Origin of the sequence: Bacillus cereus group sp. BfR-BA-01355, assembly GCF_022663675.1 — a bacterium.
GTDB classification, from domain to species: Bacteria; Bacillota; Bacilli; order Bacillales; family Bacillaceae_G; genus Bacillus_A; species Bacillus_A thuringiensis_S.
Window position 1 is genome coordinate 52,514 of sequence record NZ_JAKUFY010000005.1, and the last position, 22,348, is coordinate 74,861.

Here is a 22,348-nt window from a genome sequence, read left to right on the forward strand (position 1 = left end):
AATTATGAAACCGTTCCCAAATATCTGACATTACGTCAATTAGATGGATAATTCTTTAGATAATTGATACATATCTTTATCGATTGTATGCTTTTGAGCTAACGCTTCGATAATATCATGATCAACAAGTTTGTTATCTTGAATACCTACACAACGTCCACCTTTACCAGCAATTAATAATTCAACTGCTCTTGCGCCAAGACGACTTGCTAATACACGGTCTTGTGCACTTGGTGATCCACCACGTTGTACGTGACCTAATACAGTTACACGAGTATCAAAGTTTGTTGCTTCTTCAATGTGCTTACCGATGTCAATTGCACTTCCAACACCTTCAGCTACAACGATAATACTGTGTTTTTTACCACGTTCACTACCACGCTTCAGACGAGCGATAACATCATCCATGTCATACTCTTCTTCTGGAATTAAGATTGTTTCTGCACCATCAGCTAAACCAGCCCATAATGCGATATCACCAGCGTGACGTCCCATTACTTCGATAACATATGTACGTTCATGAGATGTAGCTGTGTCACGGATTTTATCAATTGCATCAATAACAGTGTTTAAAGCTGTATCGAAACCAATTGTGAAGTCTGTTCCAGGGATATCATTGTCGATTGTACCTGGTACACCAACACACGGGAATCCTTGTTCAGTTAATTTTTTAGCGCCTTGGTAAGAACCATCTCCACCAATAACAACAAGTCCTTCGATACCATGTTTCTTTAATTGCTCGATACCTTTTAGTCGTACTTCTGGGTCTTTAAACTCAGGACATCTTGCTGTATATAATTTCGTACCACCGCGGTGGATAATATCGCCAACAGAACCAAGTTCTAATTTTTCAATGTGACCAGAAATTAATCCAGCGTATCCATGGTAAATACCATATACTTCAATATCATGGAAAATCGCTTTACGAACAACTGCACGAATGGCAGCATTCATACCAGGTGAATCTCCACCACTTGTTAATACACCAATACGTTTCATTTGTACTCACCTCATAAAGATTATTTGCCTTATAATAAAATAACACGAAAAAATATAAAAACACAATGGAGAAGATGTGTCTTTTCATAATAAAAACGTGCATTCGCGAAGAGGAACGCACGCTTTTCTTATTTTATCCCAATGGAAGCGTTTGAAAACGAAACTTGCCCAATTTTCATATATTTTTCATAACGTTTTTCGATTAATTCATCTTTCGAAATTCCGTTTAATTGTTCAAAAGTTTTTCTAATCATTAAATCTATATTTTCTGACTGTTTCGAAAGATTACGGTGAGCTCCACCTTTTGCCTCTGGAATAATTTCATCAATTACACCTAATTCTTTCAAATCTGCTGCTGTAATTTTCATTGCCTCTGCAGCTTCCTTTGCTTTTCCTGCATCTTTCCAAAGAATTGCCGCTGCACCCTCTGGTGTAATAACAGAATAAGTGGAATTTTCTAGCATATGAATGTAATCTCCCACTCCAAGGCCTAGCGCACCGCCACTACCACCTTCACCGATAACGATACAAATAACAGGTACAGTTAAACCTGCCATTTCAAATAAATTGCGGGCGATAGCTTCACTTTGACCACGTTCTTCAGCAGCTTTACCAGGATAAGCCCCTTTCGTATCAATGAAACAAATAATAGGACGATTGAACTTTTCCGCCTGCTTCATTAAGCGTAATGCTTTTCGATATCCTTCTGGATGAGGCATTCCAAAGTTACGGCGAATATTTTCTTTCGTATCTTTTCCGCGCTGATGCCCAATTACAGTTACAGGCATCCCTTTATATTTCGCAATGCCGCCGACAATCGCTGCATCATCGCCAAATAGACGATCTCCATGACATTCGAAAAAATCAGTAAATAAGTGCTCAATATAATCGAGCGTTGTCGGTCGTTCTGCATGACGAGCAATTTGAACACGGTCCCATACTTTCAGATTACCGTATATATCTTCCTCTAAATTTTCTAGCTTGTCTTCCAAAATACGAATCTCCTCACTGAAGTCCATCTGGCTGTTTTTCGTATAGTCTTTCAGTTCACGAATCTTATTTCTTAGCTCAACAACTGGTTTTTCAAATTCTAGCTCTGCCATACAGCCATTCCCCCTCCTTGATGAACTTCTAAAATCTTGCGAAGCGATTCTCTCATATCATCACGATGCACCACCGCATCTAATTGACCATGATCTAGTAAGAATTCTGCCGTTTGGAAATCTTCCGGTAGTTTCTCACGCACCGTTTGTTCAATTACACGTCTACCAGCAAATCCGATAAGTGCACCTGGTTCTGCAAGATTATAATCACCAAGTGAAGCGAAACTCGCTGAAACCCCGCCCGTCGTTGGGTGAGTCATAACAGAAATAAATAATCCTCCTGCATTACTATGCTTTTTCAAAGCTACGCTTGTTTTTGCCATTTGCATTAAACTTAATATCCCTTCTTGCATACGGGCACCACCCGAAGCAGTAAAGATAATAAATGGAACTTGTAAGTCGTACGCCTTTTCAACCGCACGGGCGATTTTTTCTCCTACCACAGAGCCCATGCTCCCCATTCGAAAACGAGAATCCATTACTGCAACAACAACAAGCATGTCATCAATTGTTCCTTCACCAGTTACAACCGCTTCGTTTAATTCAGTCTTCTTACGATCGCTCTCTAGTTTCTCTTCATAACCTGGAAACTCGAGTGGATTTAATGAAACCATTTCTTTGTCATACTCACGGAATGACCCTTCGTCCAATATACTATCAAGACGTTCCCATGCATTCATAGGATGATGATATCCACAATTCACACATACTTTTAAATTTTTTAGAAGTTCTTTCGTATACATGATTTTTTTACATTCCGGACATTTTGTCATAACGCCATCTGGTACATCTTTTCGTACTTGTTCTGAAGGTATTGCAGCGTACTTTTTCTTTTTCACGAATAAATCTCTTAGCACAATTTGACCCCCTTCGTTGAGAGCTAAGGTTAGCGTAAGAAGAAAATGGGGCTAACACCAAAGTTTGATGTTAGCCTTATCTTCTCAATCTGTCTAATAACCTCACTCTTTACGTTTAACTTTAACCGCTAAGCGGTAGAATGTTTGTCATAACGTGTCATGGTCATTTCGACAAATTTTATACATTACGAGTGAAACTGTATATTCTCTACTAATTCATCGTAAATTTTTAGTGCATCATTTTCTTGTTTTTCTTCCAAAGTAGCATAAAGCTTTCTATACATATCGATAGAATCTCTTGAAACTTTACAAGAAAGAGTTGCTACGTAATCATTTACGATCATCCAAATGCGATATAGTAAATAATTATCGACTTGTTCAATAAGTGTTTTAAAGAACGTTTGATGAAGCGTTGGGATTGAGTTTTCATTTCCTTCAAGTACTTGGTGTAATCTACTTAGTACTTTAGAAAACGTTTCTTTCGGTAAATTACATACAATTCGAATCATATCTTTCTCAAGCAATCGTTTCGTTTGTAATAAATCACGAATTGTTTTCTCATCTTGCAGTAAGAACGGAGCAATTAATTGTACAAGGCCGTTATCATAAAAGTTTCGAATAAATGTCCCTTCACCACGTCTCGTTTCAATCAATCCTACCAGTTCTAAAGCACGCAATGCTTCTCTTACAGAGGAACGTCCTACGTTTAAGCGTGAACTTAACTCACGCTCAGACGGCAAACGATCCCCCGCTACCAATCCATCCTCTTCCATAATGGAACGGATTTTTTTTACAATTTCGAGATATACTTTTGTATTTGATGATGTCAATGGAAATTCCTCGCTTATTCTTTACCAATCAGCGCTAATTGTTTTGTTTTTTCAGCGATCTCATTTGGATCTACTTGACGGCGAGCTACTCCTGTCTCCATTGCTGCTTTTGCAACGTAAGCCGCTACTTGAGGCGCTACACGCGCGTCAAATGGTGCCGGAATGATATAGTCTGCATTCAACTCATCTTCTGCTACAAGCTCAGCAATAGCCTGTACAGCTGCCATCTTCATTTCTTCGTTAATTTGTGTCGCATGTACGTCAAGTGCACCGCGGAAAATACCAGGGAACGCCAGTACATTATTTACTTGGTTCGGGAAGTCAGAACGACCTGTTCCAACAACAGCTGCGCCCGCTGCTTTTGCCAATTCTGGCATAATTTCTGGAACCGGATTCGCCATTGCAAAAATAATCGCATCGTCATTCATTGTACGAACCATCTCTTCTGTTAATGCACCTTCTGCAGATACACCAATGAATACGTCCGCACCATGTACAACATCAGCTAAAGAACCTTCTATACGATTCTTATTTGTATATTTTGCAACTTCATCCTTCACCGGATTCATACCTGTAGGACGACCATCATAGATTGCCCCTTTACGGTCACACATAATAATGTCGCGTACACCATAGCGATATAAAAGTTTAATAATTGCAATACCTGCTGCACCTGCGCCATTTGCGACAACTTTAATGTCAGACATTTTCTTTCCAACTAATTTCAGTGCATTTACAAGACCTGCTACTGTTACGATAGCTGTTCCGTGTTGATCATCATGGAAGATAGGAATATTTGTTTCTTTTTTCAAACGCTCTTCAATAATGAAGCAGTTTGGTGCTGCGATATCTTCTAAGTTAACGCCGCCAAAAGTTGGCTCCATTAATTTTACAGTTTCAACAATTTTATCTACATCGTTTGTATTTAAGGCAATCGGGAATGCATCTACACCAGCAAAGCTCTTGAATAATACAGCTTTACCTTCCATTACTGGAAGAGATGCTTCAGGTCCAATGTTACCAAGACCAAGTACAGCTGTTCCGTCTGTCACAACTGCTACCATATTTCCCTTCATCGTATATTCATATACCTTACTTTTATCGTCATAAATTTCTTTACAAGGTTCTGCAACCCCTGGAGAATATGCAAGACTTAAATCTTTTGCATTTTCTACTTTTACTTTTGATACAGTTTCTAATTTTCCTTGATGCACTTTATGCATGTGAAGTGCTTCTTCACGAAGTGTTGACAAACTATCCACTCTCCTCAAATTATTCTTGCTGATATCAATTTCTCCAAGTGGTCTGACCACGAACACTACTACTATAATAATCGAAGTGTAGGGAAATTGTCCATTATATTTTCACAACTACATTTTCTTCCCCGACAATTTCACGAAGTGCTCCTAAACATTCTTCACTTGGATGAATCGATAAACTCCGAGATAATTGTACCATTTTATGTTCCTTTTCATAATAAATTAGTACTTTCGCAAAACCTGAATAGTCGAACAATATTTTCGTAACCTGATTTAAAAGCTTTTTCTCATACTGAGACGGCAATTTCACGTAAACAGATGCGTCTTTCTTTTCTTCATAAACATCCATTTCCTCTAGCGGATATAGACCATTTACAATCCATTGCAGCTTATGATTTCTTAGCTCAATCGTACCGTCAACTAAAACAATTGCTCCTTCTTGTAACTTGTCCGAGAAATGTATATACGTTTCTGGGAAGAGGACTGCTTCCATTTCATCATTTTGATCACAGAATGTAATAAATGCCATCTTTTGAAACTTTTTCGTACGAATCACTCTCACACTTGTTATATACACAATAGCTCTTTGTACTTTTTTCTTGTGTCGCATCGCCTGAGCGAGAGATGGAATTTCTAATTCTTTTGCTAACTTTACATACTGCGCTGTCGGATAACTTGATAAATAAAAGCCAAGTGCTTCCTTCTCTTTATTTAGTTGTTCAATAAAAGATAGCTCTTCTCCTTGTACGTATTTTGATTTTGGAACAGCATCTCCTAAATCACGTGCGAGATTCGCGTACTCTAATGCCCCTTTAATACTTTTCCATAAATTCGTTCTCGAAACACCAAAATCATCAAAACATCCGGACCAGACGAAAGCTTCTAAATTGCGCTCCGTCACAAACTTTGACGGCATACGGAGACAAAATTCAAACAAATCTTCGAACATTTTTTTCTTTCGTTCTTCTAATAATGCCGTCACTGTAGCCATTCCAATATTTCGGATCGAAAGTAAACTGTAACGTATCGCATTCCCTTCTATTTGGAAGTTGTAACCACTTCTCTGAAGAGACGGCGGCAAAACGTGAAAGCCTTTCCGCTTCGTTTCTCGTATATACTGTACAATTTTATCTTCATTTCCAATTGCGCTTGATAATAATGCCGTCATAAATTCCAGCGTATAGTTCGCTTTCAAATAGGCAAGCTGATATCCGATCATACTGTAAGCTACAGCGTGACTTCGGTTAAAACCGTAATTCGCAAATCTTACAATTAAATCATAAATTTTCTCAGCAGACGTCTCATCATAACCATTTTGCAAACACCCTTGGACAAAATGCTTACGTTCCTGATCTAAAATATCACGATTTTTTTTACTCACTGCACGGCGCAGTAAATCTGCTTCTCCGAGCGAAAACCCTGCTAACTTCGATGCAATTTGCATAATTTGTTCTTGGTATACAATGACGCCGTATGTTCTTTCTAAAATTGGCTTTAAATCCGGATGTAAATATTCAATTTTTCTTTTTCCATGTTTCGATTCAATAAAGGTCGGTATCTGTTCCATCGGCCCCGGTCTGTATAACGAGTTAACAGCTACGATATCTTCAAACTCATTCGGTTTTAACCCGCGAAGTACATTTCGCATACCACCTGACTCAAGCTGGAATACACCTGTTGTATCCCCTCTCCCTAATAATTGGAACGTCTTTTCATCTTGAAGAGGTAAGTTTCTTATATCGATTTCTTTCCCTGTTTTGTTCGCGATAAATTTTATAATATTTTCAAGTAACGTTAAATTACGTAACCCTAAAAAGTCCATCTTAAGCAACCCAAGTTCTTCTAGCGCATCAGCTGGATATTGCGTAACATAAACATCGTTATGTCCTTCTTGAATTGCTACACTGCCTGTTAACGGTTCTTGACTCATAATAACGCCAGCCGCATGAATAGACGTATGACGTGGTAAACCTTCTACACGTTTTGCGATTTCAAACACACGCTCATGCAGAAGATTCCCTTGTATAAACTCACGAAGTGATTGTGATTCTTCATATGCATCTTTTAACGTTATACCGAGCTTTGATGGGATAAGTTTTGAAAATATATCAATATCTCGTGGCGGAAGCCCCATTACGCGGGCAATGTCTCTAATTGCTGCTTTTGCTGCAAGCGTACCAAACGTTACAATTTGCGCAACACGAAGCTGACCGTATTTATCTTTCACATAGCGAATCATCTCATCACGTCTTACGTCTGGAAAATCAATATCAATATCTGGAAGCGTCACACGTTCAGGATTTAAAAACCTTTCAAATAATAGATTGTATTCAATCGGATCAATATCTGTAATTTCTAATACGTATGAGACGAGTGAACCAGCTGCCGATCCACGACCTGGTCCTGTTAAAATATGATTTTCATGTGCATACTTCATAAAATCCCATACGATGAGGAAATAATCACTAAATCCCATACGAGAAATAACATTTAATTCATGATCCAAACGCTTTATATGCACTTCTTTCGGCGCACCATATCGTTTCCGCAAACCTTCTTCACAAACACGACGCAAGTATATATCACTCGTTTCGTTAGACGGAACAGGAAACTTCGGAAGTTGATTTACATGGAACGGTATTTCTACTTGGCAACGCTCTGCAATTTTTATTGTATTTTGGATTGCTTCCGGCGCATGGGAAAATAGTGCTTCCATTTCATCCGATGATTTTAAATAATATTGATCTGTTTTCAGCCTCGGCCTATCTGGATCAGTCATTTTCGTTCCACTTTCAACAGATAGTAAACATTCGTGAACAAGTGCGTCACTTTGATTGATATAACGCACATCGTTTGTTGCAACGACTGGAATATTAACCCTACTAATAAATTCAGGTAGCTTCTCTTGTAAAAGCAACTCATCTTGAATTGCATGATGCTGCAAACTCATATAAAAATGGCCGAACATATTTTGATATGTTCGAGCTACTTCTTCAGCCTGACTCTCATTGTCTTCTAGTAATAATTGCTCAATTTCGCCATCTTTACCTGGTGAAATAGCAATTAATCCTTTCGCATAATGCGCAAGCCACTTCTTAGGAATACCTTCTTTGGACTTTGTCATAATACTGCTAGAAATCTTTAATAAATTTTGGTAGCCTATTTCATTCTCAGCAAGTAATACAAGCGGATAAGACCTTTCTTCTTCTTCACTAAAAATAGAAGCGGTTAATCCAATAACAGGCTGTATACCATGTTTCTTACATGCTTTATAAAACGGAATAACGCCATACATAACATTTTCATCCGTAATAGCCAGCGATGAGAAACCAAGTTCTTTCGCCCTGACTACAAGCTCATCAATTTTACAAGCACTTTTTAATAAACTAAAAACGGTTTGACATTGTAAATGCACAAACTTCACTGTTGTACCCTCTCTTTACCTATTTGACTACTTTTATTATAGGTGATGAGGAAAGCGGAAATCAAAACATACTTCTTATACTTTGTCCATATATATGAAGAAGAAAGGGGAATGACGATGGATGTAAGAGAACATACTTTTTTCTCTCTGCTTATTATTAGTTATTTTATTGCCTTTGGGGTTATACTTGGCGGTTCATTAATTGGTGGATTTGGTGCGTTTCTTATCGGAAAACCAGCTCTAACTTACATTAATCAATTCGCCCAAAATTTAAGAATTTGGGCACTCGTTGCAGCAATCGGCGGAACATTCGATACCTTTTATAGCTTTGAAAGAAGTTTCTTTGGCGGAGATATGAAAGATATCGTAAAACAAATTCTCCTTATTTTTTTCGCAACTGGTGGTATGCAAACAGGTCTCATTATTATTAAATGGCTAACGCAGGAACATGTATGAGAGTACCAAGTGCCAATACAGCAAAAAGATGGTACTTAGTATTAGCTGGTGCTGCTGTTGGAGGCGTGTTGAGCTGGTTTATTTTTTTGTACATATACGGTGTTTTTCAAGAAGAACAAGCTAGTAAAATAGCAGAACAAAGAGAAATTATAGAAAAACAAGAAGCAAAACTCCACGTCCTTCTCGAAGATCAAGAAAAATTGAACACTGAAAATAAACGGCTCTTAACCATTCAAGAGATTAAAATAAAACTTATCAATCGAGAAAAATACGATTTAGACAATCTTACACTCGAAAATATGACTACATCTATCCATAATGATCTCCAGCATCTTTTAACGAAAAACATTCAAAGTATCGCAAAAAATAAAGACCTACTCAAAAAGGTAATCGAAAACAAGACGTACAAACATTACGATCGGCTATACCGTTTTAAAGTCGATACAATATCTTTTGATACAGTGCTTGAAATTAGCATTACTATAGAGAAAGAAAAATAAAGAAGGAGGGCTTTAGCGCCGCTCCTTCTTTTCGTTCTAACATATAATCTCTTATTTACAAATCTCACGTAAATCAGCAAAAAGACGAGCCGCTTCTTCCCAAGAAGATGCCTTCGCACCAGAAGCCATCGGGTGTCCTCCACCGTTATATTGCATTGCTAATTTGTTTATAACTGGTCCTTTTGAACGAAGACGAACACGAATTACGTCGTCTTCCTCTAAAAATAGAACCCACGCCTTTAATCCATCAATATTGCCAAGTGCTCCAACAACACCAGATGCTTCAGAAGAAAGTACATCAAACTCTTCTAATACTTCTTTCGTTAATTTAATGTAAGCTGCTCCTTCTTCTACCATCGTAAAGTTTTGTAAAATATAACCGTTTAAACGAGCAATTTTTTCTTTTGTCTTATACATTTCATTGTATAAATCTGTGAATTTCACACCCATATCAACAAGCTCACTTACGTAACGAAGTGTTTTTGCTGTTGTATTCGGGAATAAGAAACGACCTGTGTCCCCAACAATTCCAGCTAAAATAAGGCGAGCTGCTTCTTTTGTTATTTTTAATCCTTTATCTTTTCCATACGTGTAAAACTCATAAATCATTTCACTTGTAGAACTCGCTGCCGTATCTACCCACGTAATATCTCCATATGGATCTTCATTTGGATGATGATCAATTTTAATTAACATTTTCCCTTTTGTATAGCGTTGATCATCAACACGTTCTTGATTCGCAGTATCACAAACGATAACAAGCGCATTTTCGTATACACTATCTTCAATATCATCCATTACTCTTAAGTACGCTAACGACGGTTCATTGTACCCAACCGTATAAATATTTTTCTCTGGAAACGATTCTTGTAGAATTGTACCAAGGCCACCCTGTGAACCTAATGCATCTGGGTCCGGACGCACGTGGCGATGAATAATAATTGTATCAAACTCTTTAATTGCTCCTAAAATTTGCTCATGCATATGTATAATCTCCTTTTTAATCAACTTCTTCACTTTATCCTCCATTATAACGGAAAGTATTTCATACATGCGAACAATTGCTTTATAATAGAAGTTAGAAAGTTTAGATATTTCTTTTTCTTTTCTATTATTTTTCACAAAGCGATGGGAGTGTTCATTATGCCAGTATTAGTCTTCTGTATTATCGTCTCATTTATGTTGTACCTCTTTTACAAAACAAAATACTTTCGTACAAACCGCCCAATGGAAAAAGGTTGGCTCTCAGGAAAATCCGCAATGGCACTCGGTTCATTCGTTTTATTTTTCGGGGTAAACCAATTCTTTTTAGAACTTTCAACCGCTCGTATTATCGTTGGTATTTTATTCGTTCTATTTGGTAGTGCAAGTGTATTTAATGGGTTTCGCCAATACAAACACTTCTTACCATTAGCAGTTAAAGAAGCCGAAGTCTATGAAGCAACATAAAAAAAGCATCAATATTGTGATGCTTTTTTACGACCCTTAACTTTCAAAATCATATATGCAACAAACGCAGATGGTATATTAAATGGGTTACCTTGTACGTGAAAATGTAATTGTTCTTCTCCAAAAGACATTTTTTCATATAGCTCTCGCTGAGATAATCCTGTCTTTTCCTTTTTTTCATGTAAACCTTGTAAATATAAATATTGGATCGGTATCATTACAAGAAAGTAAAATAGTGCGATACTACCAAAAAAGAGTACGGCTGAAGACATAATGTATACCACCTTCCAGAAATCCATTTTCTTACAATATAATCATAACACAATATATACCAAAATTAAATTACTATTCTGTCTTTTATCGTGTTACTTTTCCACTCCATCCCATACATATTTCACTAAAACTCTCATCTAAAATCATGCCTTTCAAATTTAAAACAACAAAAAAAAATGGAACAAATCAAAACGATTTGTTCCATCTTTTTATTTATCAATTAACTGAACCATAAGTAATGCTTTTCCAACGACATTACCTTCATGATGCACCTCTACATCGACCTTACCAAATTTACGCCCGATTTCTAATACTTTCGGATGAACGGATACAACATTATCAATTTGAACCGGCTTCACGAAATAAATTGTTAAGTTTTCAACAATTAAATCGCTTTTCTTTTGCGCACGAATGACGCGATTTGTCGCTTCTGTCACAATTGTTGCAAATACACCGTACGATAACGTTCCGATTGAATTCGTCATTTGCGGCGTCACCGAAAATTGATATAGATGCTCATTTTTCGCTTCTTTTGGCGTCATAAATTGATTCGTTACGATATCATCAATTGTTTCTCCAACTTGTGGCTGACGTTGAATCATTTGCAGTGCCTGAAGTACATCTTGACGGCTAATGATACCTTGCAGTTTATTTCCTTCCTCAACGACAGGAAGTAATTCAATTCCTTCCCACACCATCATACGTGCCGCAGCTGCGACAGACATTTTACCATTCACTGTAATTGGGTGTTTTGTCATTACTTTATCAATTGGTGTTTCTTTCGCTACACCGATCATGTCTTTTGAAGTTACGATTCCTAGCACTTTTTTATTTTCATCGACAATTGGATATCTTCCGTGCATTGTCTCTTCGTTATATGCATGCCATTGCTGTACTGTATCATGTGGCTTTAAATATAACGTTTCTTCAATTGGTGTTAAAATATCCTCAACAAGTACAATTTCTTTCTTAATCAGTTGATCATAAATTGCACGGTTAATTAACGTTGCGACCGTAAATGTATCGTAGCTACTTGAAATAATCGGCAGCTTTAATTCGTCTGCTAATTTCTTCACATGATCTTCCGTATCAAATCCACCCGTAATTAATACAGCGGCTCCAGTTTCTAGCGCTAATTGATGTGCATTCGTACGGTTACCAATAATGAGTAAATTCCCAGCTTCTGTATAGCGCATCATCGCTTCTAATTTCATAGCTCCGATTACAAATTTATTTAATGTTTTATGTAGTCCTTCTCTGCCTCCAAGTACTTGACCGTCGACAATGTTAACGACTTCTGCATATGTCAGTTTTTCGATATTTTCTTTCTTCTTTTGTTCAATTCGAATTGTTCCGACACGTTCAATTGTACTAACATATCCTTTATTTTCTGCATCTTTAATTGCACGGTAAGCTGTCCCTTCACTTACACTCAAATCTTTCGCAATTTGTCTTACAGAAATTTTATGGCCTACTGGCAGGCTATTAATATGTTCTAAAATTTGGTTATGCTTGGTAGCCAAATGGTTTCACCATACTTTCTTTTCCCTAAATTCTTCATGTGTTGTACTTTCAGTATACTATATTTTCAAAACTGTTACACTCTCTCTTTGCATACCTGTACTATTTTTTTTATAACAAAATGACCCTTACATTCCACCAGTCATTCTATTACAACAATGTAATGCTATTGTCATCTCATTCGATAGTTCGCCCACTTGATTCCCTATACAATGAAGACAAGAAATAAAACAAAGGAGCGTACACATGATGAAAAAATTTTTAGAGGTTGTAGGTGCTATATTTTTAGCTTTCGTAGATGGGAAAAAAGTTGCAATGGAATTGAATGAAACACCTGAACAACCACGTACAAAAAGAAAAGAATCACCAAAACAAATACAAGCATTAAAAGCTGTCCTACACACGTAAAAAACCCTTCACTTTTCTTTTCAAATGAAGGATTTCTTTTCTATAGTGTAATACTTTCTCCAGCTTCTAATACTTTCCCTGTACAATTTTGTAGCTTTTCTACAAATTGATATGGATCTTGTTCAATAACTGGGAACGTATTGTAATGCATCGGTACAACAGTTTTCGAATTAATCCATTTTGCCGCTAGTACAGCATCTTCTGGTCCCATTGTGAAATTATCACCAATTGGTAAAAATGCTAGATCAACTTTATTTAATTCCCCAATTAACTTCATATCAGAGAATAGTGCAGTATCTCCTGCGTGGTACACTGTTTTCTCTTCTGCTGTAAATAAAATACCTGCTGGCATACCTGTATATGTAATCGTCTTATTTGCTTCATCAATATAACTAGAGCCGTGGAATGCTTGTGTAAACTTCACTTTTCCAAAGTCAAATTCATGTGAACCACCAATATGCATCGGATGTGTATTTACACCTTGCCAACTTAAAAATGTTGCTAGTTCAAATGGCGCTACAACAACTGCATTATTTTTCTTCGCAAGTTCTACTGTATCTCCAACATGATCACCGTGTCCATGCGATAAAAGGATTGCATCCACTTTTACATCTTCAGCTTTTAAATCTGTTTTCGGATTACCTGTTAAAAACGGGTCAATTAAAATAACTTTTCCATTCGCCTCAATTTTCACAACTGAATGTCCATGATAAGATACTTTCATTATTACATTCCTCCCCTATTCACATTCTCACTTTTTATTCTACATGATTTCTCTATTCCCTGTCTTTTCTAACATCTATTTACTTGTCATAACGCTTTCTTCCGAGTTAAAGTTATATTTGTAATTAAATATCTCGGGGGTGCCAATCGATGAATGCTAGATTAGAAAATTTAATGCAATGGCTAAAAGAAAAAAACGTAGAAGCTGCGTTCTTAACTTCTACACCGAACGTCTTCTACATGACGAACTTCTACTGTGAACCGCATGAAAGATTACTTGGTATGTTTGTATTCCAAGAAAAAGAACCTATTTTAATTTGTCCTAAAATGGAAGAAGGTCAAGCACGTAACGCTGGCTGGGCACATGAAATTATCGGATTTACTGATACTGACAGACCATGGGATATGATTGCAAAAGCAATTAAAGACCGCGGCATCAATGCAAATGCAGTTGCAATTGAAAAAGAACATTTAAACGTAGAGCGCTACGAAGAATTAACGAAATTATTCCCAAATGCAGCTTTCAAATCAGCTGAGGAAAAAGTTCGCGAACTTCGTTTAATTAAAGATGAAAAAGAACTTTCTATTTTACGCGAAGCAGCTAAAATGGCGGACTACGCTGTTGAAGTTGGTGTAAATGCAATTAAAGAAAACCGTAGCGAGCTAGAAGTATTAGCAATTATTGAACACGAATTAAAAACAAAAGGCATACATAAAATGTCATTTGATACGATGGTATTAGCGGGTGCAAACTCTGCTCTTCCACACGGTATTCCTGGCGCAAACAAAATGAAGCGCGGTGATTTCGTACTATTTGATTTAGGTGTAATCATTGAAGGTTATTGCTCTGATATTACACGTACAGTAGCATTCGGCGAGATTTCTGAAGAACAAACTCGCATTTACAACACTGTACTTGCTGGACAACTACAAGCAGTTGAAGCATGTAAACCAGGTGTTACACTTGGCGCAATCGACAACGCTGCTCGTTCTGTTATCGCAGATGCAGGTTACGGTGACTTCTTCCCGCACCGCCTTGGTCACGGACTTGGAATTAGCGTACACGAATATCCAGATGTAAAAGCTGGCAACGAGTCTCCATTAAAAGAAGGTATGGTCTTCACAATCGAGCCAGGTATTTACGTACCAAACGTAGGTGGCGTTCGTATTGAAGATGATATTTACATCACAAAAGACGGATCAGAAATTTTAACGAAGTTCCCGAAAGAATTACAATTTGTAAAATAAGAAAAAAGGCAGCTTGGTTGCTGCCTTTTTCTATTTCTCTACTATTTCAAATTTCTCTACAATCATTTTTGCTGGATAACTTTCAAGTATTTGAGAAAACCATACTTTTATTTTATCCCCTGTTTTTAACTGTTTATATGTGTCTTTGTCCTTAAAGCTCAAGACTATATGTGATGGATGCTCTTTATTCATTTGTTGTTCTATATAATGTTGCAACTCTACTTTTGTTTCAAACGTTTTATCATCGGCAAAAAACACCGTATCATTTCTTAATATGATATACCCTTCTTTAGGTACTTTTTTTACCTCTACTTGTTTTGTAGTGCACGCTGATAATATGATTAGAAATACACTTATAAACATTAATTTTTTCATATGCCTATTCATTTTTAACTCCTTACTCTAGGCTATTTCAAATTTAACACCATCTTCTCCTCATACTTATCATCCCATTTAATCAAAACCTCTATCGGTTCATCTTTAGATAAAGGCGCACAACTTACACAAGATGATTTCATTTCAATCTTTGCTCCTTTATGATTTTCTGACGTTTGTGTCATTGTGCTAAAGGCTCCATTAATAGCAATCTCTAAATTTTTAAATTCTGTATTCCCATCTCCGCCTTTGTACTGAAACGTAAACACTCCATCTTCACTGTCGTCCTTAATATGGCCCTTATATTGTCCCGTCCAACTTTTGCTCTCGCTAGAAAAAGTAACATACCAAATCGAACAACTCCCTAAAAAGAAAATACTAATAAAAAAGAATAATGCTCTCTTCATAATGCCCCCTCCATTCAAATGCACTTATTTATTGTCTATTTCTTCCTCTTATTATATTATAAAAATACAGAATTTTCTAAAACAAGGGGTTTATATGTTACAACAACAGTTAGAAAAAATTCGTAATAATAATTACATCATAGATAACACACTTCATATTGATTCTTTAAGTTCCAGTATGCTTGAACATATCGGTGTTACTGATAGCTACTTAAGGGACAAACTCATCTACTCTACTTTTTATCATCTCATCAAAAATCGCTACCTTTCACACACACAATTACAGAAACTATTATTAGAAAGCATCGGTGAAAAATATTTATTGTATAAGATTCATTCAGATGATGAAGATGCTGTATTTACTCGTGCATTTACGACCTTATTAATTGCGCTCATTATAGATGCAGATACAACTCATAATTTCTTATCACAGAATGATATTTTAACTGTAAAAGATCAATTAATTCTATATATGAACAATGAACATGATTTCCGCGGATATGTGCAAGACCACGGCTGGGCACATAGTATCGCACATGCTTCCGATACATTTGAGGCGCTTGTTCATAGTCCTAAACTAGAAACTTTACATTACGAAGAGATATTAAAAACTTTGTTAAACAAAGTTTGTGTCCATTCTATTCACTACAAATATGAAGAAGACGAGCGTCTCGTTTATCCGATTGTCGCAATGCTGCAAAATGGCCTAAAAGAAGAAATACTCATATTAGCCCTTCGTGACTTAGTAGCTCAATTACTGGTCCAAAAACAAGCACTACCTATTGAATCGTACGAGTTTTTATATGGAAATACAAAATCTTTCTTACGTAGCTTATTTTTCAGACTACGCACACTTTCTATATGTGAAGAAACCGAATTCGAAATTGAAAAATTGCTACAAGAGCTTCCAAAATATTATTAAAAAAGAAGGCCACTCAAAAAGTGCCTTCTTCTATTTCACTAATATTTAATTGAAATTTCACGATCCAAACTGAGAAAAGGTGGACAAGAAGCGCAAACGCCATACATGCTCCACTTAAAAAAGTTAGTATAGGATGCGAATACACGTGCCCCAACCCATAGGATATCGCCACGAAAAACATTGTTATGTAAATATAAATTGCTCCATGTATTTGCCTCATATAAACCTCCTTTTCCCATATTATAGCATAAATTTTCTGATTATTCACATTAATTACTTGTGATCAATATTTCTCAACTGTTACACCTCTTACAGCAGTCTTAATATACGGTGACCCTTGTAAAATTTGTAAATCCTCTGTTTTTCCTGTTACGACTATACCGTATATTGGTAAGTCTTTTGGTTTGGTGTTTTTTATTTCTTTATCCCGCATTAACGGGCAGTAAGACCTCACATCAAAATTCAGCGGAAGCAAGAAGTTAGATGGGGGATGAACCCCACACTGATTAAAGTTTCACTTTATAGTTTATCCTAAAATATTCTCAGTATCCCTCTTTATTTTCACTTAAAGACATCCAAATGCAGCTTTTATAAATTGTTTCATAATAAAAAGCACATCCATTTTGATGCGCTTCTCTGAAATACTATTCTATTATTTCATCGCTTCCTTCACAACATCTTGAATCATAACAACTTCTGTTTTCATATCAATAGACGGTGCTTCTTCATCGATACATTCATACCAAAATGCTAAGTGCTTTTTATCAATTTCATGATGCGAATTTTCGACAAAAATACCACCTTCTCCTTGCACAGAATACCAATATAAGTACTCTTCTCCATCTCTTATTTCCCGGAAAATTGTCTCAACGTACATTTTTTCGTCGTTTAATGTCAAAAGCACTTCTTTCAAATTGTCATTAAGAAGCTGCATCCATTCATCTACTCGATGACTCTTACCAGGCTTAACTTTAAATCTTGTTAATTCTACATTCATTTTTATTCCCCCGTTTTCTTACGTACAAACAAACTATATTCTATTGGATGATAAAAACTTAATTTACTAGCTAATTTTCGCGAAGGAATATTGTCTACATAACAATCCCAGCTCGGTATAATGTCATTTTGCATGCAATGTTCAATGAACCTTGTTGCAACAGCTTGAGCTAATCCTTTCCCTTGATGCGCTCCATGTGTTGCAATATCTATTTCAGCAAAACCATTCCCGCTAAATATTGAGACGCATTCAGCTACAATTATCCCATCTTGTTCTATACAAAATCCAAAACCACTGTTCAAAAACGTTTCTTTTGATCCCCAATACTCTTTGTAGTACTCCTCTTTAAATTCAATGCTGCGCTCTATATCTCTTCTATCAATACGCTTCACTTCATATGTATTTTTGTTAAAATCTCGTTGACTCTCTTCAAAGGTTACGCTTTGAAATTTCATTCGCGGGATGTTCCGAAGTACATTACTAAAACGCTCTTCTATCATCATTTCCCATTCTTCGCTCGAAGTGAACAGTGTAAATCTCTTCTCTGTTTTTTCAATAGCCGTTTTTAAATATGAAAATAACTCTTCGTTATAATTTTGATCATCCGTATCACCAAATAAATAATAGATACCGTTAGCTGTAATAATTAATCCTGCTGTTAATTGCCCGTTTACAAAAACCTCACCATCTATCATTTGATCACATACGGCATAAGCAAACGTCGTCGTTCTTGTATTACCTTCTAAAACCGGAAGAACTTTTCCATACTCAGCTACAGATAATTTTTTCATAATTGCTCCACCTTAATCGTATCAGCCTCTATATGTTCAAAACAAAGATTTACCGTTCTCTTTAATGCTCTCGTTCTATGAATCGTACATGCTGGAATTAAAATAGAATCATTTGGCTTTAAAACCGCTGTTTCTCCATTTTCAAAATCAATAAGTAATTCTCCCTCTAGCACAATAAATAATTCATCCGAATTAGAATGATAGTGCCAATCATATTCACCAGTAAATACAGCGATTCGTAAACAATGACTGTTTATATTTGAAACGACGAAGTTTTTATGTTGATCTTGAATGTCTTTTGTTAATTCTATTAAGTTCACAGTTTCCATCTTTCGTCTCATCCTTTCATTAGTCGTTCTTCTGAAAAATTAACTTAATCTCCACCACCTCCGCAATCTCCTCCACCATCACTTGAGCTACTACAATCACTACTACTGTAGTGACCGAATCCACTTGATGTGCTTGAAGTGTATGAAGATTTTTTGCTTCTTTTTCTATCTTTTTTACTTTCATGACTAGGCCATACTGTATCAAAAAATATAACGAATAAGACTAATTCTATTGCAACAAGGATAAATACTAAAATACTCTCAATAATATTAGGAGTTATCTCAAAACTGTAAAACACTCCAAATGAATACATACACAAAATTACATACAGAGCCATACAAATATACCGAAATGATTTCTCTATCGTAATGACTACTTTTTGTGAAAAAGGTATGTTCTGCTCCTGTTTTTTCTTTATGTACTTTTGTCTTTTAGCTTGCTTTCGCTTTCTCTTTTTGCTCCCCATAGAATCCCCTCTTTTTTTATTATACAATTCTAAATTATCATAATAAAAATCGATTTACACCAATAAAGTGAAACTTTGATCAGTGGGGGTTTTATTCATCCCCCACCTAACTTCTTTGCTTCCGCTGAATTTTTGGGTGGGGGTCTTACTGCCCGTTAATGCGGGATAAATAACAATTATTCACATGTTATTTCCCCATATAAAAAAGACCCTCCTCACGAAAAGGAAGGTCTCAAATGTATTTCTATTATGATAAAGCAGGAGCTTTTTCAAGTAGCTCTTTCGCATCAGCGTATTGTAAGCCATGAGCTTCTGCAACTGCTTCGAATGTTACATAACCATCTAATGTGTTAATACCTTTTAATAGTGCAGTGTTGCCTAGGCAAGCATCTTTATAGCCTTTGTTCGCAATTTGTACTGCATATGGTACTGTTACGTTTGTTAATGCAAGAGTTGACGTACGTGGAACCGCACCTGGCATATTAGCAACTGCATAATGAACAACGCCATGTTTTTCGTAAGTTGGGTTGTCGTGAGTTGTAATACGATCAGTTGTTTCGAAAATACCACCTTGGTCAATCGCGATATCTACAACGACAGAACCTGGTTCCATTGATTGAATCATTTCTTCTGTTACAAGTTTTGGCGCTTTTGCACCTGGAATTAATACCGCACCAATCACAAGGTCAGATTCTTTTACAGCTTCTGCAATGTTGTATGGATTAGACATTAACGTTTTTACTTGGTTACCGAAAATGTCATCTAGTTGACGAAGACGTTCTGCACTTAAGTCGATGATTGTTACATCCGCACCTAAACCTACTGCAATCTTAGCTGCGTTTGTACCAGCTTGACCACCGCCGATGATTGTTACTTTGCCGCGTTTTACCCCTGGAACGCCTGCAAGTAAAATACCTTTACCGCCTTTGTTTTTCTCAAGGAATTGTGCACCGATTTGTGCGGACATACGACCAGCTACTTCACTCATAGGTGCAAGTAATGGTAAAGAACGATTGTCTAATTGTACTGTTTCGTATGCGATTGATGCAACTTTGTTATCGATTAATGCTTTCGTTAATTCTGGTTCTGGAGCTAAGTGTAAGTATGTGAATAAAATTAAACCTTCACGGAAATAGCCGTATTCACTTGCTACTGGCTCTTTTACCTTCATAACCATATCTTGATTCCATGCTTCTTCAGCAGTTTCTACAAGTTTCGCACCAGCTTGTACGTATTCTTCATCCGTAAAACCAGATCCTAAACCTGCTCCTTTTTGAACAAAAACTTCATGACCATTTTGTACTAAATGTACTGCTCCCGCTGGCGTCATTGCCACACGGTTTTCATTGTTTTTAATTTCTGTTGGAATACCGATACGCATGATTAGTTCCCCCTTGAGTTATGAAATGACCCCTGAATCATTTTTTAAAGCGCTTTCTACGCTCTTATATTTTAACATAATATCTCAATATTTGACAAAAAATAATACAAGTTTTCCGATAGATTTAATTTTATATTAAAAGACAGTATTATCCGCACCTCTCAGCACAATGGATAAACTGTCCAATTATTTGAAACTTCATCTTATTTTATTCTATCGATGTCTATGAATAACATCCACTGCACCAGTCACTTCAATAATTGTACCGGTAATCATATCGGAATCGTCCTCACATAAAAACGAAATGGTTCTTGCAATATCTTCACCTGTTCCAGATCTACCAATCGGTGTGTTATGCTCTTTCAGCTGACGTGCTTCTTGAATAGTTGCCTCTTTCATATCGCCTATAATATCACCAGGACATACCATGTTCGCAGTAATACCATACTCCGCTTCTTCATAAGCAACTGTTTTCGTTAATGAAACAAGTCCTACTTTGGCCGCTGCAAAAGCTGAACGATAAATCCATCCCGGTGCACTATCCGCCCCTTGAAATCCGTAATTAATAATACGGCCAAAGCTCTGTTTTCTCATGACCGGAACGACAAGTTTTAATAAATGAAATACCGCTGTTAAATTTCCCTGAATCATTTCATTCCATTCATCTTCTTCATAATCAACTAACTTTTTTCGTTCAAATACATATGGACCAGCATTATTAATTAAGAAATCAATTTTGCCAAAACGGCTTATCGCTTCTTCTACCATTTTATGTAAATCTCCCTTTTTCGTGACATCCGCTTGCACGAATTGTAGACGCTCTTCCATATTTTTATATGTTTCTTTCAACTTTTCCATAGCCGTGATATCGCTATGATACGTTACTGTTACTGAATATCCATTAGCCAATAACTTTTCTGTTACTTGCTTTCCTAAACCTTTCGTACCGGCTGTAATGAGCGCGTGTCTCACAAACATGCCTCCTTTTAAATTGCTATACTTCATATGTAACAAGTTCTCGCTCCAATTACAACTAAAATGAATTGAAACAGAGTTTTCAAAATTCTGTAACGTTTCTGGCAAGCACGTTACCAAAATTTGTTTTATAATTAAGTTGTAAACAGTTATAAAACAGATTGGGAGGAATTTACTATGAATAATACATATACAAATATTTTAATCGCGGTGGATGGTTCTAAAGAAGCAGAAAAAGCCTTTAAAAAAGCAATTCAAGTCGCAAAGCGCAACAATGCAACATTAACAATCGCTCATATCGTTGATGTAAAAGCGTACTCAGCAGTAGAGGCTTATAGCCGCGCAATTGCTGAACGTGCAAATCTATTTGCAGAAGACTTATTAGAAGACTACAAAAAAACTGCGCTTGAAGCTGGTCTTGAAAAAATTGAAACTGTATTAGAATTTGGTAACCCTAAATCTAAAATTTCAAAAGAAATCGCTCCAAACCATAAAGTAGATTTAATTATGTGTGGTGCGACTGGTTTAAATGCTGTTGAACGCTTCCTAATCGGTAGCGTCTCTGAACATATTATTCGCTATGCGAAATGCGATGTCCTTGTTGTTCGTGGTGATGAGGAGCAAGGTGATCTTTAATTTATAGATAAAACACCA

General features: G+C 36.5%; 26 protein-coding genes and 1 pseudogene. 7 read left to right on the plus strand and 20 right to left on the minus strand.

What is annotated here, in order from left to right; all coding sequences use genetic code 11:
- Positions 1 to 39: 39 nt before the first annotated feature.
- From pfkA to dnaE, 6 genes are all read right to left on the minus strand, one after another.
- Positions 40 to 999, minus strand: coding sequence for a 6-phosphofructokinase (gene pfkA, locus MR167_RS03045; RefSeq protein ID WP_000821157.1), 960 nt, complete (start codon positions 997 to 999; stop codon positions 40 to 42).
- 128 nt (positions 1,000 to 1,127) lie between these two features.
- A complete protein-coding gene (gene accA / locus MR167_RS03050) occupies positions 1,128 to 2,102 on the minus strand; it encodes an acetyl-CoA carboxylase carboxyl transferase subunit alpha (protein ID WP_000818789.1) in 975 nt (324 codons plus the stop codon).
- Positions 2,090 to 2,959, minus strand: coding sequence for an acetyl-CoA carboxylase, carboxyltransferase subunit beta (gene accD / locus MR167_RS03055; RefSeq protein ID WP_000942858.1), 870 nt, complete (start codon positions 2,957 to 2,959; stop codon positions 2,090 to 2,092). The genes accA and accD overlap by 13 nt, the downstream gene beginning before the upstream one ends.
- 185 nt (positions 2,960 to 3,144) lie before the next feature.
- Positions 3,145 to 3,789: a FadR/GntR family transcriptional regulator gene (locus MR167_RS03060; RefSeq protein ID WP_000204445.1), complete on the minus strand. Its 645-nt coding sequence runs from the start codon at positions 3,787 to 3,789 to the stop codon at positions 3,145 to 3,147.
- Between the two features lie 14 nt (positions 3,790 to 3,803).
- A complete protein-coding gene (gene ystJ / locus MR167_RS03065; protein ID WP_161635086.1) occupies positions 3,804 to 5,012 on the minus strand; it encodes an NADP-dependent malic enzyme in 1,209 nt (402 codons plus the stop codon).
- Positions 5,013 to 5,145: 133 nt separating this feature from the next.
- Complete coding sequence (gene dnaE / locus MR167_RS03070; protein ID WP_000673721.1) at positions 5,146 to 8,472, minus strand: DNA polymerase III subunit alpha; 3,327 nt, start codon at positions 8,470 to 8,472, stop codon at positions 5,146 to 5,148.
- Between the two features lie 42 nt (positions 8,473 to 8,514).
- Here dnaE and MR167_RS03075 point away from each other — a divergent pair, with 42 nt between their 5' ends.
- Complete coding sequence (locus tag MR167_RS03075) at positions 8,515 to 8,928, plus strand: YtrH family sporulation protein (RefSeq protein WP_002005839.1); 414 nt, start codon at positions 8,515 to 8,517, stop codon at positions 8,926 to 8,928.
- Positions 8,925 to 9,428, plus strand: a complete 504-nt coding sequence (gene ytrI, locus MR167_RS03080; RefSeq protein WP_001265736.1) for a sporulation membrane protein YtrI — start codon at positions 8,925 to 8,927, stop codon at positions 9,426 to 9,428. Before MR167_RS03075 ends, ytrI begins: the two co-directional genes overlap by 4 nt.
- A 51-nt stretch (positions 9,429 to 9,479) precedes the next feature.
- On the opposite strand, the gene MR167_RS03085 is transcribed toward ytrI, so the two are convergent.
- Positions 9,480 to 10,412 (minus strand): DHH family phosphoesterase, encoded by a 933-nt coding sequence (locus tag MR167_RS03085; protein ID WP_242313870.1) that lies wholly within the window; start codon positions 10,410 to 10,412, stop codon positions 9,480 to 9,482.
- Positions 10,413 to 10,571: 159 nt separating this feature from the next.
- Here MR167_RS03085 and MR167_RS03090 point away from each other — a divergent pair, with 159 nt between their 5' ends.
- A complete protein-coding gene (locus MR167_RS03090) occupies positions 10,572 to 10,877 on the plus strand; it encodes a YtpI family protein (RefSeq protein WP_001144782.1) in 306 nt (101 codons plus the stop codon).
- An 8-nt stretch (positions 10,878 to 10,885) separates the two neighbouring features.
- Here MR167_RS03090 and MR167_RS03095 read toward each other — a convergent pair whose 3' ends face one another.
- Together MR167_RS03095 and MR167_RS03100 are read right to left on the minus strand one after the other, a co-directional pair.
- Complete coding sequence (locus MR167_RS03095) at positions 10,886 to 11,149, minus strand: DUF3949 domain-containing protein (RefSeq protein ID WP_000093045.1); 264 nt, start codon at positions 11,147 to 11,149, stop codon at positions 10,886 to 10,888.
- A 210-nt stretch (positions 11,150 to 11,359) separates the two neighbouring features.
- The gene (locus MR167_RS03100; RefSeq protein WP_000201579.1) at positions 11,360 to 12,673 is read right to left on the minus strand and encodes a CBS domain-containing protein; all 1,314 of its coding nucleotides are present in this window, start codon (positions 12,671 to 12,673) and stop codon (positions 11,360 to 11,362) included.
- Positions 12,674 to 12,917: 244 nt separating this feature from the next.
- On the opposite strand from MR167_RS03100, the gene MR167_RS03105 reads away from it, so the two are divergent.
- Positions 12,918 to 13,079: a hypothetical protein gene (locus tag MR167_RS03105; protein WP_000976014.1), complete on the plus strand. Its 162-nt coding sequence runs from the start codon at positions 12,918 to 12,920 to the stop codon at positions 13,077 to 13,079.
- Between the two features lie 40 nt (positions 13,080 to 13,119).
- Here the strand turns inward: MR167_RS03105 and MR167_RS03110 are convergent, their stop codons facing one another.
- The gene (locus MR167_RS03110) at positions 13,120 to 13,803 is read right to left on the minus strand and encodes a metal-dependent hydrolase (protein WP_000868923.1); all 684 of its coding nucleotides are present in this window, start codon (positions 13,801 to 13,803) and stop codon (positions 13,120 to 13,122) included.
- 149 nt (positions 13,804 to 13,952) lie between these two features.
- On the opposite strand from MR167_RS03110, the gene pepQ reads away from it, so the two are divergent.
- Positions 13,953 to 15,050 (plus strand): Xaa-Pro dipeptidase, encoded by a 1,098-nt coding sequence (gene pepQ, locus MR167_RS03115; RefSeq protein WP_000994053.1) that lies wholly within the window; start codon positions 13,953 to 13,955, stop codon positions 15,048 to 15,050.
- 30 nt (positions 15,051 to 15,080) lie between these two features.
- Here pepQ and MR167_RS03120 read toward each other — a convergent pair whose 3' ends face one another.
- Both MR167_RS03120 and MR167_RS03125 read right to left on the minus strand, forming a co-directional pair.
- A complete protein-coding gene (locus MR167_RS03120; protein WP_106081821.1) occupies positions 15,081 to 15,437 on the minus strand; it encodes a DUF3221 domain-containing protein in 357 nt (118 codons plus the stop codon).
- 20 nt (positions 15,438 to 15,457) lie between these two features.
- Positions 15,458 to 15,832, minus strand: coding sequence for a hypothetical protein (locus MR167_RS03125; RefSeq protein WP_063675814.1), 375 nt, complete (start codon positions 15,830 to 15,832; stop codon positions 15,458 to 15,460).
- Positions 15,833 to 15,926: 94 nt separating this feature from the next.
- Between MR167_RS03125 and MR167_RS03130 the strand changes: the two genes are divergently transcribed.
- Positions 15,927 to 16,754 carry a DUF2785 domain-containing protein gene (locus MR167_RS03130; protein WP_098015316.1) on the plus strand — a complete coding sequence of 276 codons (828 nt, stop codon included), beginning with the start codon at positions 15,927 to 15,929 and terminating at the stop codon, positions 16,752 to 16,754.
- A gap of 13 nt (positions 16,755 to 16,767) precedes the next feature.
- On the opposite strand, the gene MR167_RS03135 is transcribed toward MR167_RS03130, so the two are convergent.
- From MR167_RS03135 to MR167_RS03170, 8 genes and pseudogenes are all read right to left on the minus strand, one after another.
- On the minus strand, positions 16,768 to 16,974 hold the full coding sequence (locus MR167_RS03135) for a hypothetical protein (RefSeq protein ID WP_001248905.1): 207 nt from the start codon (positions 16,972 to 16,974) through the stop codon (positions 16,768 to 16,770).
- A 63-nt stretch (positions 16,975 to 17,037) separates the two neighbouring features.
- A pseudogene (locus tag MR167_RS03140) lies at positions 17,038 to 17,178 on the minus strand (anti sigma factor C-terminal domain-containing protein); the annotation flags it as partial.
- A 228-nt stretch (positions 17,179 to 17,406) separates the two neighbouring features.
- On the minus strand, positions 17,407 to 17,751 hold the full coding sequence (locus tag MR167_RS03145; RefSeq protein WP_001100204.1) for a DUF6176 family protein: 345 nt from the start codon (positions 17,749 to 17,751) through the stop codon (positions 17,407 to 17,409).
- A gap of 2 nt (positions 17,752 to 17,753) precedes the next feature.
- A complete protein-coding gene (locus MR167_RS03150; protein WP_242313872.1) occupies positions 17,754 to 18,542 on the minus strand; it encodes a GNAT family N-acetyltransferase in 789 nt (262 codons plus the stop codon).
- A complete protein-coding gene (locus MR167_RS03155; RefSeq protein ID WP_000450936.1) occupies positions 18,539 to 18,871 on the minus strand; it encodes a cupin domain-containing protein in 333 nt (110 codons plus the stop codon). Before MR167_RS03155 ends, MR167_RS03150 begins: the two co-directional genes overlap by 4 nt.
- Before the next feature lie 44 nt (positions 18,872 to 18,915).
- Complete coding sequence (locus MR167_RS03160) at positions 18,916 to 19,338, minus strand: hypothetical protein (protein ID WP_106081824.1); 423 nt, start codon at positions 19,336 to 19,338, stop codon at positions 18,916 to 18,918.
- A 247-nt stretch (positions 19,339 to 19,585) separates the two neighbouring features.
- Positions 19,586 to 20,719, minus strand: a complete 1,134-nt coding sequence (ald, locus tag MR167_RS03165; RefSeq protein ID WP_001219402.1) for an alanine dehydrogenase — start codon at positions 20,717 to 20,719, stop codon at positions 19,586 to 19,588.
- Positions 20,720 to 20,932: 213 nt separating this feature from the next.
- The gene (locus MR167_RS03170) at positions 20,933 to 21,724 is read right to left on the minus strand and encodes an SDR family oxidoreductase (protein ID WP_242313876.1); all 792 of its coding nucleotides are present in this window, start codon (positions 21,722 to 21,724) and stop codon (positions 20,933 to 20,935) included.
- A 147-nt stretch (positions 21,725 to 21,871) separates the two neighbouring features.
- Here MR167_RS03170 and MR167_RS03175 point away from each other — a divergent pair, with 147 nt between their 5' ends.
- Positions 21,872 to 22,330: a universal stress protein gene (locus MR167_RS03175; RefSeq protein WP_001066672.1), complete on the plus strand. Its 459-nt coding sequence runs from the start codon at positions 21,872 to 21,874 to the stop codon at positions 22,328 to 22,330.
- The last annotated feature ends 18 nt before the right edge of the window (positions 22,331 to 22,348 follow it).